Annotated in this window: 11 protein-coding genes; 5 read left to right on the forward strand and 6 right to left on the reverse strand. The window is 68.0% G+C overall.

Features of this window, described 5'->3' with window-relative positions; translation table 11 throughout:
• The first annotated feature begins 185 nt into the window (after positions 1-185).
• Genes ACN0T5_RS15300 through ACN0T5_RS15315 form a run of 4 tightly spaced genes read left to right on the forward strand, consistent with a single transcriptional unit; the run spans position 186 to position 5,638 of the window.
• The gene (locus ACN0T5_RS15300) at positions 186-1,406 is read left to right on the forward strand and encodes a glycosyltransferase family 4 protein (protein WP_417769475.1); all 1,221 of its coding nucleotides are present in this window, start codon (positions 186-188) and stop codon (positions 1,404-1,406) included.
• Complete coding sequence (locus ACN0T5_RS15305; protein ID WP_417769476.1) at positions 1,406-2,788, forward strand: lipopolysaccharide biosynthesis protein; 1,383 nt, start codon at positions 1,406-1,408, stop codon at positions 2,786-2,788. Before ACN0T5_RS15300 ends, ACN0T5_RS15305 begins: the two co-directional genes overlap by 1 nt.
• Positions 2,775-3,839, forward strand: coding sequence for a glycoside hydrolase family 5 protein (locus tag ACN0T5_RS15310; RefSeq protein ID WP_417769477.1), 1,065 nt, complete (start codon positions 2,775-2,777; stop codon positions 3,837-3,839). The genes ACN0T5_RS15305 and ACN0T5_RS15310 overlap by 14 nt, the downstream gene beginning before the upstream one ends.
• A complete protein-coding gene (locus ACN0T5_RS15315; protein ID WP_417769478.1) occupies positions 3,815-5,638 on the forward strand; it encodes an alpha/beta hydrolase in 1,824 nt (607 codons plus the stop codon). The genes ACN0T5_RS15310 and ACN0T5_RS15315 overlap by 25 nt, the downstream gene beginning before the upstream one ends.
• Here ACN0T5_RS15315 and ACN0T5_RS15320 read toward each other — a convergent pair.
• The 5 genes from ACN0T5_RS15320 to ACN0T5_RS15340 are packed head-to-tail and all read right to left on the reverse strand — an operon-like array spanning position 5,627 to position 11,522.
• Positions 5,627-8,122 carry a glycosyl hydrolase 2 galactose-binding domain-containing protein gene (locus ACN0T5_RS15320; RefSeq protein WP_417769479.1) on the reverse strand — a complete coding sequence of 832 codons (2,496 nt, stop codon included), beginning with the start codon at positions 8,120-8,122 and terminating at the stop codon, positions 5,627-5,629. The two genes, ACN0T5_RS15315 and ACN0T5_RS15320, sit on opposite strands and share 12 nt — an antisense overlap.
• A 24-nt stretch (positions 8,123-8,146) precedes the next feature.
• Complete coding sequence (locus tag ACN0T5_RS15325) at positions 8,147-9,145, reverse strand: DUF1839 family protein (protein ID WP_417769480.1); 999 nt, start codon at positions 9,143-9,145, stop codon at positions 8,147-8,149.
• A gap of 6 nt (positions 9,146-9,151) precedes the next feature.
• A complete protein-coding gene (locus ACN0T5_RS15330) occupies positions 9,152-10,063 on the reverse strand; it encodes an amino acid--[acyl-carrier-protein] ligase (RefSeq protein ID WP_417769481.1) in 912 nt (303 codons plus the stop codon).
• Positions 10,064-10,077: 14 nt separating this feature from the next.
• Complete coding sequence (locus ACN0T5_RS15335; protein WP_417769485.1) at positions 10,078-11,259, reverse strand: acyl-CoA dehydrogenase family protein; 1,182 nt, start codon at positions 11,257-11,259, stop codon at positions 10,078-10,080.
• Positions 11,260-11,264: 5 nt separating this feature from the next.
• Positions 11,265-11,522 (reverse strand): acyl carrier protein, encoded by a 258-nt coding sequence (locus tag ACN0T5_RS15340; RefSeq protein ID WP_417769482.1) that lies wholly within the window; start codon positions 11,520-11,522, stop codon positions 11,265-11,267.
• Between the two features lie 402 nt (positions 11,523-11,924).
• Between ACN0T5_RS15340 and pcaF the strand changes: the two genes are divergently transcribed.
• Positions 11,925-13,130: a 3-oxoadipyl-CoA thiolase gene (gene pcaF / locus ACN0T5_RS15345; protein WP_417769483.1), complete on the forward strand. Its 1,206-nt coding sequence runs from the start codon at positions 11,925-11,927 to the stop codon at positions 13,128-13,130.
• A gap of 78 nt (positions 13,131-13,208) precedes the next feature.
• Here pcaF and ACN0T5_RS15350 read toward each other — a convergent pair whose 3' ends face one another.
• The gene (locus ACN0T5_RS15350; RefSeq protein WP_417769484.1) at positions 13,209-14,039 is read right to left on the reverse strand and encodes a glycosyl transferase family 1; all 831 of its coding nucleotides are present in this window, start codon (positions 14,037-14,039) and stop codon (positions 13,209-13,211) included.
• Positions 14,040-14,139 lie beyond the last annotated feature (100 nt).

Raw genomic sequence — 14,139 nt, forward strand, 5'->3', positions numbered from 1 at the left:
GCCGGTTGGAGCAAGGTCCGGTTAAGGGCGTTGCATGAAACCTGCCCGGCACGGGTATTGGAAAGGTTCCGCATACGGTGGGTTAACATGTCTCGGCTACCTGTCTTTTCTAGCGAGGGCCGGTCTGCGTGGCTGGTCGCGCGGCATGTCGTTTCACGACCGGACCCGAGGAAAGAGATGGCCCCATGCGCATCCTGATGGCTTGCGCCGCCTTCCCGCCCTTCATCGATGGCGGTGGACCAATCTCCGCCCTGATGCTCGCCCGCATGCTCGGCGAGGAAGGGCATGAATTGCGTGTCGTCAATTGTGGCGATGCGGACGGCTGGGACGAGGTCGAGGGCATCGAGGTCCGCCGCATACGAGCCACCAATGTCTACTGGAACTATCGCGTGCCGCGCCCGGCCTGGAAGAAGGCGGTCTGGCATGCGCTGGAAAACGGCAACCCGCGCGCCTTCTGGCGGATGCGCAGCGAGATCGCCGGTTTCTCGCCGGACGTGCTGCTCACCGACAGCATCGAGAACATCAATGTCGCCTCCTGGGCGGCGGCCCGTTCCATCGGCCTGCCGGTTGCCCACACCCTGCGCAGTGCCTTCCTGCTGTGCTGGCGCGGGGTGATGCAGAAGAACGGCGCCAATTGCGAGGTCCAGTGCGCGAGTTGCCGGACGACAGCGCTCGGCAAGCGCTTCTTCTCCCGCTACGTTGACGCGGTCTGCGGGGAATCGCAGGACATCATCGACCGTCACCGCGCCGCCGGCTATTTCCCCAATGCCGCGACCCGTCGCATTCCCGGGACCATCGACACGGTGGCGGACGCACCGCGCGCGTTTCCGGCGGGGCGCCCCTTGCGCGTCGGCTTCATCGGCGTCCACACCCGTTTCAAGGGGCTGGACGTTCTGGCCCGGGCCGCCGGGCTGTTGCCGCAGGACTTGCCGGTCGAGTTCGTCATCGCCGGAACGCCGCCGGGCAGCGGCGGGCACGAGACCTCGGGCGCCGGCTTTCCGGTCGAGCGCACCCGGTTCCTGGGATGGAGCAAACCGGAAGAGTTCTATCCGAAGGTGGATCTGCTGGTCTTTCCCTCCATCGGCCGCGAGGCTTTCGGTCGCGTCGCCATCGAGGCCTTCGCTCACGGCATTCCGGTGATCGGGTCCGCCCTTGGCGGCATTGCCGAGACGATCGAGGACGGCGTCAGCGGAGCGCTCTTCCCTCCCGGAGAGGCACATGCCCTGGCCGAGCGGATCGGCCGCATCGCTGCCGACGCAGCCCTCTATGAAAAGCTTTCGGCGGGCGCGCTTGAGGCTGCCGGCGCATATCGGCGTCCGCGTGTTGCCGGGCTCTACACCGCCTTTCTGGAGGAGGCTGTCGCGCGTGGTGCCGGCAGGGCGAGCGAACGGGAGAAGGTCGCGTGATGGATCGGCTTCGCGCTCTCGTTGCCGGGGCCGGTCTCCGGCGTCTCTTCTGGTCGTTGTCCAGCCGCTTCGGCAGCACGCTGCTCAGCTTCGCCGTGCTGTTTGCCGCAAGCCATGCGCTGGAGACGGCGGAATACGGCCTCTACATCTTTCTCTTCTCGGTCGGAACCTCGCTCGGCGTGATCTTCGTTTTCGGGCAGCATGTTGTTCTGGTGAAGCATTTCCGGCTGAAGGACCATGCCCGAGGCGAGACCAACCAGGCGCTCTTCGTCTTCAACGCGCTCTGGCTGGCGGCCGGCTGTGGCGGCCAGCTTGTCGCCGCGCTCGCCCTGTGGTGGTTCGCCGACGGACTGCCAAGCCCCTACAATGCGCTGCCGATCGCGCTCCTCTTCGGCGCGGTCTTCACGCTCAGCGAGTATTTCCAGAACTATTTCCGCATCCACGGCCAGATCGTGCTGGCGCTGGTGCCGCGCGAAAACCTCTGGCGGCTGCTGTGCGCCATCACCCTGCCGCTGCTGGCCTGGGGCGGCTATCTGACCAGCGGCGCCGCGGCGACGGAGATCGTGACCGCCCTTCTCGCGGTCATGGTCGGCTACCAGGCGGCCCGCTTCGTCGCGCAGGAAGGCCTGGCCTTTTTCCGGGCGCCGGCCCGCAGCGGGGATATTCCCTGGCGCCAGTGGAACCGCGAGACGCTCAACTTCACGGCCAACGGCTTTTTCAATTCCGCCTCTTCCTATCTGGAAACGATCCTGATCGGCATCGCCATCGGACTGGAGGTCGCCGCCTTCTATTTCGTTGCCTACCGCATTGCCATGCTGCTGACCTTGCCGGTGCTGGCAATCGACACGGTGAGCGTGCCGCTCATCTCGGCGAAGTTCCAGGAAAACGACCGCGTCGGGGCGCAGCGCCTGGTGGCGATGTTGTCGGCCGGAAGCTTCGCGCTCGCCCTTGTCGGCGGCGTCTTCCTCTTCGTGACCGGCCCCTTCATCCTGCATCTGTTCGATCCCGCCTTCGTCGAGCATTTCGACGTTCTCGTGCTGCTGTCCCTGGCTGCGATCAGCCATGCCTTCTTCGGTCCGGGCACCTGGCTGATCATGATAGGCGGCGGCGAATCCTACCTGCTCAGGATGCGCAGCGTCGTCTTCGTCTTCTACTGCCTGGCGCTCTATGTGCTCGGCACCCGCTATGGCCTCGACGGTGTCGCCATCGCCGGTTGGATCCAGCTTGTTGCGGTGCATCTGCTGTCGCGGCGCTGGGTCATGCGCAACTGGCAGGTCGACAACATGGCAACCGCCCTGTTCCGCCTGCGCCGGGCCGACCGGCGGGCGCGCGAGGCCGGCGGATCCGTCCCGGCGACGGGAGGCGGCGATGGGCGGATGTGAGAGGGCACGCGCAGGCCTGCGCCGCGCGGGCGGCCTGCTAGCCATGCTCGCGCTGCTGTTGCCCGCGCCGGGGCTGGCCGAGTGTCTGCGCGGCGCCAATGTGGCGGGCGCCGAGTTTGGCGACCTGCCGGGGGTCGCCGGAAAGACCTACACATATCCCTCGCGCGCAACGCTTTCCTATCTTCGCAGCAAGGGCATGAATGTCGTCCGCCTGCCGTTTCGCTGGGAACGGCTGCAGCCGCAGCTGGGCGCGCCGCTCGACAGGGCCGAGCTGGCCCGCATCGACGAGACGGTGGCGATGGCCACCGGCATGGGCCTTGCCGTCATTCTCGATCCTCACAATTATGCGAAATATCGCGGGCACATGGTCGGTTCACCGAAGGCGCCATCCTCCGCCTTTGCGGACTTCTGGCGCCGCCTGGCGCCGCGCTATGCCGGGCGCGACGACGTCATCTACCTGTTGATGAACGAGCCGGCGCATATTTCCGCCGCCGACTGGTTGCCATCCGTCAACGCCGCGATTGCAGCGATCCGCGAGGCGGGCGCGGACAATCTCGTCATGGTGCCCGGCACCATCTGGACCGGCGCCTCCCACTGGTTCGAGGCCCAGCCCGGCGGCTCCAACGCCGAGGTGCTGGCCGGTGTCGTGGATCCGCTCGATCGCTATGCGTTCGACATCCATCAGTATCTCGACGCCGACTTTTCCGGGACGAAGACGGCCTGCGACCGGGTCGGGGATGCGATTGCCGCCGTCGATGCGATGACCCGCTGGCTGTCGGAAACCGGCAACAGCGCCTTCCTGGGCGAGTTCGGAGGGCATCCGCGTCCCGATTGCTATCGTGGCCTTGCGCGCATGGTCGGACAGGTCAACGCGCGACCCGACGTCTGGCTCGGCTGGGCGATCTGGGCGGCCGGCGACTGGTGGGGCGACTATCCGCTCTCGATCCAGCCGGTCGACGGGGAGGACCGGCCGCAAATGGTTGCGATTTCCCGCCTCATCGAGCGTCGAAACCCGGAGGAAAAGGCGTGCAGCGCCTTCAAGAGAAACTAGTGGGAACGACCCTGGCGCCGGTTCGCCCGCTTTGCCTGACCGGCACCTTCGCGCAGTTGCACCCTGCGGACGGGGATGTCGGCATCGTCATCTGCGAGCCCTGGGGCTACGAGGCACTCTGTGCCCGGCGCTCCTTGCGCATCCTTGCCGATCGGCTGGCGGGGCGTGGCTATCCGGTGTTGCGCTACGACCAGCCCGGGTCGGGTGACGCGGTCACGGACGCTGCCGACATCCAGGGACTGGAGCCGTTGCAGGCAGCTCTTGCCGATGCCTGCGACACCTTGCGGCGGGTGACGGGCGTGCGTGCGGTGGTGCTTGTCGGGATCGGCCTGGGTGCGGCTCTCGCGATGCGCCAGGTGGAGGCGGATCCGGGCGGGATCGCCGGCCTGGTGCTGCTCGCGCCGGTGGTGAAGGGGCGTACATGGCTGCGCGAGGTGCAGGCGCGCGCCATGATGATCGGTGAACTGACCGGCATTGCGCCGGCCCCCGGCGTCGGCGAGGCGCTGGTGATTGCCGGACTGCCGATGAGCGAGGGGCTGGCGGCCGACATTCGCGACCTCGACATGTCCGCCGCCGTGCTTGCCGGCAACCTTCCGGCGCTGGTTCTGGCCCGTGACGGCCGTCCGGCGGAGCTCGCCCTTGCCGCATCGCTCGGTGCGGGGGCCGAAAGCACGCATGGCATCATGGCCGGCTATGACGAGATGATGGGCGACCCGACCGGTGCCGTGCCGCCGCTTGCCGACTTCGGCCGGATCGAGGCCTGGCTTGCCGGTGTGCTGCCGACGAAAGGAACAGGCGGCGAGCCAAGGGCGGTGACCGATGATCCGCCGCGCCTCGCCGGCGAGGTGTTCACCGAAGAGGCCCTGGTCTTCGGCCCGGCCGCCAACCTCTACGGCATCTGGTGCGCGCCGCGTGAGGGCATCGCATCAGGCACGCGCCCTGTGATCCTGCTCAATGCCGGCGGCAACCCGCATGCGGGCTGGGCGCGTGGCACGATCGAGATTGCCCGCACCCTCGCGGCTGCCGGCACACCCTCCCTGCGTTTCGATCTTGCCGATATCGGCGACAGCCGTCCCGCGCCGGACGGGCCGGCGGTTGTTCACTATCATGAAGGCCAGAACGCGGAACTCGCCACGGCGCTGGATCTGGCGCTTGCGCGTGTGCCGGCGGATGGCGCGGTCGTCGTCGGCACCTGCGGCGGAGCCTATCTGGCGCTCAACGGGGCTGTCCGGGACCCGCGTGTCGCCCATGTGGTCGCGGTCAATCTGCAGCGGCTCCTCTGGGATCCGCGCGACGATGTGGCGGAGGTCCTGCGCTTCGGCCATACCTCGGCGCGCGATTACGGTCGCAAGATGCTGAGCATGCAGAAGTGGCGGCGGATGCTTTCGGGCAGGACAAGTGCCCTCGGCATCCTGCGCAACCTGGCGAACCGCGTCTACCGCGCAGCCGAGCGCCGGCTGGCGCCATGGCTTTTCGGGCTGCTGCCGTTTTCTCGGCTGTACAAGACCGTCCACGCCAATCTGGCGGTTCTGGCGAGCCGTGATGTCTCGGTCGAGCTGATCTTCAGCGAAGGCGATCCGGGTCTTGCCCAGATGGCGCTCTTTTTCGGTGCCGGCTGGGCGCGGCTGTCCGACTGTCCGAACATGCGTGTCCCCATTATCGCCGACGCCGATCACAACCTGACACCACGCACCGCGCGCCGGATCGTTGCCGACCGCGTCGTGGCGGCGGCCAGGCGAGGGACGGCAGGGGACGGGCCCGTGCCGGATGGTCAGGGTGCCGGGCGGTCAGGTGGCTGAATAGGACACCGGCGATCCGCCAAGGGGGCTGATGCGGCCCTGGGGCCGCGCGTCCGTGTCCGGATCGCGCGGAGCCAGCGTCACCGTCTTCATCAGACCTGGCGCCAGATGGAACCAGTTGTCCTGCGGCAGGAACGCGGCATCCTCGATCGCGACGCTTTGCGCGATACGGTCGCTTTCCAGATGCAACTCCCACATGCCATCGGAGCGCTGCGCGACACGGGCCTCGATACGCGCGCCGCGCCGCGCTTTTGCGCGTCCGAGCGGAAAATGGAACGTCTCGTCGAGCACGGTGCCGGTCTCCGGATCGCTGAGCGCGACATGCACGCAGTCATGAGAGGGCGGGCCGAAGCGGAAGGCATGCGTCGTGTCGAAGAAGGCGCCGATCAGGTCGGTCGCGGCGAACCGGGCGTTGCCATGCGCGCCGATCTCGAAATCCCGGGTGCCGCCGGCGACCGGCAGCGCGCCCTCGCGCAGGCAGGAAAGCGTGATGCGAAGCCGGCGCGGATCGGGTCCGTCATTGGCGACATGGATGTCGAGCCCGTTGGTGCCTTCGTCGGTGGTGCTCACCCGCAACGGGGCAAAGGCGCGGCGCAGCGCGTACCAGGCCGATTTCGGCGTGCCGTCGCTTGCAGCGACGCCCCAGCCGGCGCCGGGCATCAGGTCCTGGAAAGTCCACACCAGCGCGCCCCGGCAGCTTGAGCCGGCCCGCCGCCATTCGGCGAAGGTCGCTTCCATCACCTCGGCAACAGTTGCGCGGCCGTGGTCGAGATAGGACGCCGGATCGCCATGGCGCAGGTCGAGTGGGTCGATGCCGTAAAGCTCGCGCACATAGTGGTCGCGCACGTCCTCGAAGTCCCAGCCGACATCGCGGTCGCGCGGCACGCCGCGCTTCCAGTCCGGGTGGTGGCAGGGAGCGCGTTCGGCGCGGGGCAGGCAACCTGCCTCCGGTATGTTGGAAAAGGCGAGGCATTCGCCGGCAAAGCGAACATTGGCGCGGCGTGCGTCCTCCAGCGGCCGGCGATAGGCGCCGACGCCGTAGTAATGGGCAATTCCCTCGTTCGGCGAGAACGGCATGGCGCCGCCCGTCGGCGAATTGGCGACATAGGGGACGTCGGGGCGGATGCGGCCGGCGGCGCGCGGCAGGATTTCCTCGGTCAGAGGTGTGCGCCAGCGCTCCTCCGGCAGGCCCATCATCGCGCCCTGCTGGTGCATCTCGCTGCCCCCGCAGATCACGGCGAGTGAGGGCGAGGCCTGTGCCCTTGCGAGCAGGTCCTCCGTTTCCCCTGCCACCGCCGAGGCGAAGGCCGGATCGGCGACCGGATAGTCGAAATTGGCGAAGGGAAGATCCTGCCAGACGAGAATGCCGGCTTCGTCGCACAGCTCAAAAAAGGCCGGCGTTTCCGGCGCCATCGTGCCGCCGATCCGCAACATGTTCATGTTGGCGTCGCGGGCAAGCCGCACCCACGGCTCATAGGCTGCACGGTCGCCGGGAAGGGAGACGATGTCGGCGCTGGTCCAGACCGCACCCCGGCAGAACACCGGCACGCCGTTGACGATCAGACCGAAACCCTTGCCGTCCGCGCCGCGTTCGACCTCGATCCGGCGGAAGCCGGTGCGCGCCAAACGGATATGCCCGTCGCCCAGGGCGAGCCCGACGTCATGCAGATGCGGCGTGCCGTGCGTGTGCGGCCACCACGCCTCGATGCCCGGCAGCAGCAGTTCGGCGGCAAGCCGTCCCTCACCGGCCTCCTCCAGCGGCGCGTCCCAGCCGGCGCAGGCGATCGAGGCGGCGGCCTTGCCGGGGCGGGCGGTGAAGCCCGGTCCGGGGCGGAAGGAGACCGCAAGCCGCCCGGTGCCGTCATCGGTCAGGCCGCTTTCGATGCGCAGGTCCTCGACCATGATCCCGTTTTCCGGCACGAGAGCCATCTCGCGCCAGGGGCCGACCGCATGCACGTTCGGGCACCAGCCGGGCATGTGGCCGAGCAGCGTCGTGCGCACCATCCTCAGGCCGGGTTCGCTGACCAGTTTCGTGCGCCAGCGGGCGCGCGGCCCCTTGCGGGAAAGATGCGGGCTGAGCGCCCGGAAGCAGAAGACAAGCTCGGCCGGTCCGTCGATGTCGAGGCGGATCTCGTGGCCCGCATACATGCTGTTCGAAACGAGGATCGGCACGCCGTCGAGCCAGGCCTCGCAGATGGTGGCAAGGCCCGCGCAGGCAAGCACATGGGCACCGGCGGCGCGCGGCTCGACCCGGCAGCGGTACCAGATGTCGCTGTCATGCAGCGGGACCGGTGTGCCACGCGAAAACCGTCCCGCCGCCTCCAGCGCGGCGGCGGCCGTGCCGGGCACGGTGGCGGGGAGCCAGTCGGCAGCCGCCTCCATTGCGGAAGGGTCCGGCCATGCGCCGGACGGCGTCACCGTCATCTGCCACTGCGCGCGGCGAAGAAGGCTGGCGTCGGGCGCGATCCCGGAAAGGCTGATCATGCGCCGGTGCTCCGCATCGCGCGGTCAGGCGGCACGATGCCGCCCTCCGGTCTTGCTGTCCCGGCGGAGCTTTTCCTCAAGGCCGCCGGTCAGCGCGTCCCAGCCGGCGGCCGCCGGCGCGAGCGCCTCGGCAAGGCCGGTGAAACGCTTGCGGGCAAGCGCCCGGGCGAGCTGGAACTGGAGTGTCTTGCAACATTCCGCGATGGCCCGCGCGGCATCCGCTTCACCCCTCAGCTCCTCGCCGGCAAGCCAGTCGAGATGGGTTGCCGCAAGCTCGAAATTGGCGCCCGCCTGCCGCAGCGTGTTGAAGGCGTATTTGTGGAAGTCCTCGAAGGGACGCTCGGACAGCGCCTCGATATCGGCCGCGAAGGTTCTTGCATAGGCGGCAAAGGGGTTTTCCGCCGGCCGCCGCGCAAGGTGTCCGGCAAGCAGGGTCCGCGCCGTGTCGCGCAGGTCGCCGGCGGGCGCCTTGTCCGGGAACTTGGCGAATTCGGTATAGGGCAGGAAGGGCAGGGGCTGCGCGAAGTCGCCGCGCTGGAAGACGCCGTCGAAATCCTCACCCGAAAGCTCGAAGAAGCCGCCATTGTGGAAATAGCGCAAGACCCGCCCGGCCGCGTCGAGCGCGGTGATCGCCACCGTCGTCTTGCCGTGCTCGGTGCGGTAGCTCACCCCTTGCGTGTCGGGCAGGAAGAAGCTGTCCACCTCGACGAGGCAGAGCCGGCCGCGCGCGATCTGTGTCGCCACATGCCGTTCCGCCGGATCGTAGATCGCAAGTTCCGTGGCGCGAATGCCGTACAGCGTCTCGAGATCCTCCAGCGGCACCTTGAAGAAGGTGAACTGGTCGCCCTCGAAGTCCTGCGCAAGCGTGAAGCCGAGCATGGCGCGCGGCTCCAGCCCGAGGGCGGACAGCACCTCGATCCACAGGTCCACGTAGCAGTTGGTCTCGGGCCAGATACGCTCCGCGTCATGCAAAGCGTGCGGACGATAATCCCTGGCCGAAAGAGTGCGCAGCCGGTCGAACATCGCGGCCTAGCCCCACAGCGCCTTGCGCACGTCCGCCGGCCAGTCGGCCGTCTCCAGCCCGTGGCGGGCAAAGAGCGCCAGCGCGATGCGCTCCAGCCCGAAGCCGACACAGGCGGTGTGGGCGGTCTGGCCGTCGGCGGTCTTCAGGCCCCAGGTCGTGCCGAAATGGTCCTGATGGTAATTGAAGCTCAGGCACGCGGTCTTGTTGACCGCCGAGGTCACCGGGATCAAGAGCTCGAACTTGAGTTTCTGCTCGCGCTGGCTGTTGCCCATCATCTTGCCGGCGCGGCCGAAGAAGGGGTCGTTCGCCGTGTCGAGTTCCGGATCGAGCCCGACGGCGGAAATCAGCTTCTGGCCGCGCTCCATCCAGTCCTCGCGGAACGCCATCACCTGGTCGGGCGTGCCCATGCGGACGAACTCGCGCATGCGGAAAAGCTGCATGCGCGCCGGATCCTTCGACGGCTCATGGCGGAAACAGTAGGACTGCAGGTCGAACAGCCCGCCGCCCTCGGGCAATGCGCCGCGCCGGGCGATGGTCGGATAGAGCGGGTAGCAGGCCGCCGGCGTCAGCACGATCCCGGTCGCCTTCTGTCCTTCCGTCCAGTCGCCGCCTTCCGAGATGCATTGCAGGAGGTTCATGTGGTCGAGCTCGCAGCCGCAGAAGCTGTGCACCGTGCCGGCCAGCTGCGGGAAGCTCTTCATGTAGCCCGAGCCCTCGAAATGGGCCCGGTTCATGCCCGGCGGGAAGCGGATCACTTCCGGCGTCTCGGCCTTCGGCGCATGGGCGCCGATCAGTGCCTCGAAGCGGGTGATGACATCCTCGAAGGCGCCGCCCCGGCCATAGAGGCCGTCGACGCCGGTGTCGATCAGCAGTCCGGCATCGAACAGCCGGTCGAGCAGCGAGGTCTGCATGTCCATGAGTGTTCCCCTCCTCAGCCCAGCAGGCTTGTGTCCTGCTTGTGGACCAGCAGCATGGTCGACGTATTGCCGAGAATGCGGTCGTTGGAAATCATCAGCTGGGCCGAATGCGCGTCGCGCAGGTGCCGGCCGAGACTGAAGGGCGTGCCGTTCTTGTATCCGAGGATGCCGCAGATCAGCATGCAGTGGTTGATGATGGTCAGCACCGTCTGCGAGCTGGCGATCTTCAGGTTGTTCATGGCGACGGAAAAGCTCATCGCCGACAGCTTGTCCTCGTCGCCCTGGGCGGCGGCGTATTTCTCCAGTGCGGCGACGATGCTGGCCTTCACACCCTGCAGCAGGCTGGAGGCCTCGGCAACGCGCAAGGCTCCCGGCGGCGTCTGGTCGGGGCTGCGCCTTGCGGCGGCGCGCACGAAGGCCTGCGCCCGGGCAAAGGCGTCGGCGGCGATGCCGTACCACACGGCGCTCCACAGGATGTGCGAATAGGCAAGCATCGACTGGGCCGCGATCTCGGCGAAGGGGCGCGGCAGGATCTGCTCGGCCGGCGCCTCGCCCTTGAACAGGAACCCGTCGGAACAGGTGCCGCGCATGCCCAGCGTGTCCCACACATGGGTCTTTTCCAGCGTGTACTGGTCCTTCAGGAACACCGTCAGCACCTGGTCGCTGGCGGCCGCCCCGGCATGGGCGCGCGAGGTGATCAGGATGGCGTCGGCCATGTCGCCATAGGAGATGACGGTCGCATCCTTCTCCAGCCGGCAGGTGTCGCCCTCGACCTCGATCGCGCAGATCGAGTTGCGCAGGTTGCCGCCGATGCCGCCCTCGGTGGTCGCCGAGGCAAGCAGCAGCTGCTCGCCGGCGACGCGGGCCATGAAGGCGCGATGCCAGGGGGCTGCCTCGCCATGGCTGACGAGGCTCGAGGCCTTGATCTGGTGCATGGCGAAGACCATTGCGGCGGCCGAACAGGCCTGGCCGAGAATGGCGCAGAGTTCGGCGATTTCCGAGATGGTTGCGCCGTCGCCGCCCAGCTCCGCCGGGATCTGCGCCCCGAGCAGGCGCTCGGTGCGCAGCGCCTCGACCGCTTCCTGAGGAAAACGCGCCCGCGCGTCGACATCGTCCGCGTGAACGGCTGCCACCTTGGCGGCGCGGCGCATGCGCTCGCAAAGCGCCGGCGTTCCGGCACGGGCGGGGCTGTGCATGTTCATCACGCAGCCTGATGGTTTGCGACCAGACCGGATACGGCGGCGGAGATCGCCGCGATGCTGGCGAAGGTCTTGCGGTTGAGCAGGTTCTCGGGGAACTCGATGTCGAACTTCTCCTCCAGCGCCAGCATCAGCTGGACCGAGGCGAAGGACGACAGGCCGGCGGCATACAGGTCTGCATCGTCGGCGAGCGTGCTGACGTCGACCGGCAGCTTGCCATGGCTTGCGACAATATTGCGGACTTCGTCGATGTTCGACATGCTCCCTCTCCTGCGAATGGTGTAAATCGAATGCAATGTTCCTGACCGGCGCTTGTTCCGGGGGCAGGTCTTTGCTCGCTTGTCTCACACCGCGATTGACAATCTCTAAAATCGGCGGGCGGAGCGACCTCTGTTGCTCCAAGGGTTAACGAAGTCTTACCCGATTGCTTCGTTTTGGCGCGCGCCACGCTTCGGCGCGGGGCGCCGGGAGAGCGGCATGAACATTCGCTCAGGGGTCGCCTGTTTTAATTGACCGTCCGGTCGATCAATTATTATCATGCCGCCATTCGTCATTGACGCCGACCGGCTTCACAGCCGAAAAGAGCGCTCGACTGCGGAAGGGAGGAGACCGGATCCGGTTCGGACCGCCCTTCGCCGAGACTGGCCACAGGGAGGTTCGCCATGCGCCACGCCTATATCGTCGATTATGTCCGCACCCCCATTGGCCGTTTCGGTGGCGCGCTGTCGCCCGTGCGGGCCGACGATCTCGGCGCCGTGCCGATCCGCGAGTTGCTGGCAAGAAACGCCGGCGTCGACTGGGCCCGCGTCGATGACGTGATCTATGGCTGCGCCAACCAGGCGGGCGAGGACAACCGCAATGTCGCGCGCATGGCGGCGCTGCTCGCCGGCCTGCCGCAGGACGTTCCCGGCACCACTGTGAACCGTCTTTGCGGTTCGGGCATGGATGCGGTGATCATGGCGGCCCGCGCCATCCGCACCGGCGAGGCGGACCTGATGATCGCCGGCGGCGTGGAAAGCATGAGCCGCGCGCCCTTTGTCATGCCGAAGGCCGACACGGCCTTTTCCCGCCATGCCGAGATCCATGACACGACCATCGGCTGGCGTTTCGTCAATCCGGTGATGAAGGCCCAGTACGGCATCGATTCCATGCCGGAAACGGCGGAAAACGTCGCCGAGGACTATCATGTCCAGCGCGCCGACCAGGATGCCTTCGCCGCCCGTTCGCAGGCGCGCGCCGTCGCCGCACAGGAAAACGGCCGCCTTGCCCGCGAGATCGTCCCGGTGACCATTCCGCAGCGCAAGGGCGATCCGGTCGTGGTCGAGCGCGACGAGCATCCGCGCGCCGGCACCACGGCGGAAAAGCTCGCCAAGCTGCCCACACCCTTCCGCAAGGGCGGTTCGGTGACCGCCGGCAACGCCTCGGGCGTCAATGACGGCGCTGCAGCGCTCCTGATCGCGTCCGAAGAGGCGGTGAAGGCGTACGGCTTGAGCCCGATTGCCCGCGTCACCGGCGGTGCTGCCGCCGGCGTGCCGCCGCGCGTCATGGGCATCGGTCCGGTTCCCGCCTCGCGCAAGCTGATGGCCCGGCTCGGGCTCTCGATTGCGGATTTCGACATTATCGAGCTGAACGAGGCCTTCGCCGCGCAGGGTCTGGCGGTGATGCGGGAACTCGGGATCGCCGACGATGCCGAACACGTCAATCCGAATGGCGGTGCCATCGCGCTCGGCCATCCGCTCGGCATGTCGGGCGCGCGTATCGTCGGCACGGCGGCGCTCGAGATTGCCGCGCGCGGCGCCTCGCGGGCGCTTGCCACCATGTGCATCGGCGTCGGGCAGGGCATCGCCTGCGCCATCGAGAAGGCGTGAGGCGAGGGCCCGCCACCACGGGATTTTGCAACGGGAAGGGCGGTGCGCTGGCGCCGCCCTTTTTCGTCAGCCGGTTCGTCAGCCGGGCAGGGCGGCGAGGTCCCGGTGGCCGACGCGGGCGACGAGACGCGCCTGCGCGATCTGTGTCAGCCGCAGCGCCAGCCAGTTTTCGACTTCGGATGCGCCGGCTCCGGTTTCGCGTGCCGCCTGCGCCCAGCCCTCGACCAGCATCGTCTGGAAGGCTCTCTCTTCGGGCCGTGCCTGCCAGTCCGACATGCCCTCGACGACGCGGTAGCCTTCGCCGCGAAAGCGTGCCGATGCATGGGCATGTGCGGCGGGGCCGAGCGCCGCACCGAACCCCTTGTCGCCGCCCTGATGCGCTGCCATGGCCGCGCGCACCGTCTCGTCGAACGGATGTTCGGGGTCGAGCGACTGCCGGCCGTCATAGGTCAGCATGGCAAGGAACGGCAGGCCGGCCCGCTTGAGCGTTTCGGCAAGGCCGTCGATCCAGCCGGCCGAGACCAGATCGAGAAAGGCCGAGGTTGTCACGGCATCGACGCCGGCGATCAGGTCTCGCGAAAGCCCGCGCGACAGGTCCGCGTCCACCACCTCCGCCTCGTGCCCGTCGCGTCCTGCAAGATCGCGGGCAAGCGCGATCAGCGCCGGATCGTGCTCGGCGAGCCGCCAGCGCACCGAAACCCCGAGATGGGGCATCCCGAGATGGGGGCTCAGCGCCCGCATGGTCGCGCCGGTGCCGGCGCCCAGGTCGAGCACTCTCAAGGGGCGGTTGCCGCGTCTTCCCGCGATCTCCCGCAGGTGGGCGCAGAAGGCGGCGCGCACATCCGCGTTGCGGGCGCGAAGGTCCGCCGGTTCGCGCGCCGCGAGCCAGTCACCGCTGAACCCGCTCATGAGCGAGTGCTCGCAGGTTCGGCTGCCGGAGCGCCCGCTTCCCTTGCAAGCCGGCCAAGCAGGTCCGCGAGCCGCCGGGCCTGATCTCCCCATGTCGGCA

Source organism: Stappia sp., assembly GCF_048261845.1.
Classification (GTDB): domain Bacteria; phylum Pseudomonadota; class Alphaproteobacteria; order Rhizobiales; family Stappiaceae; genus Stappia.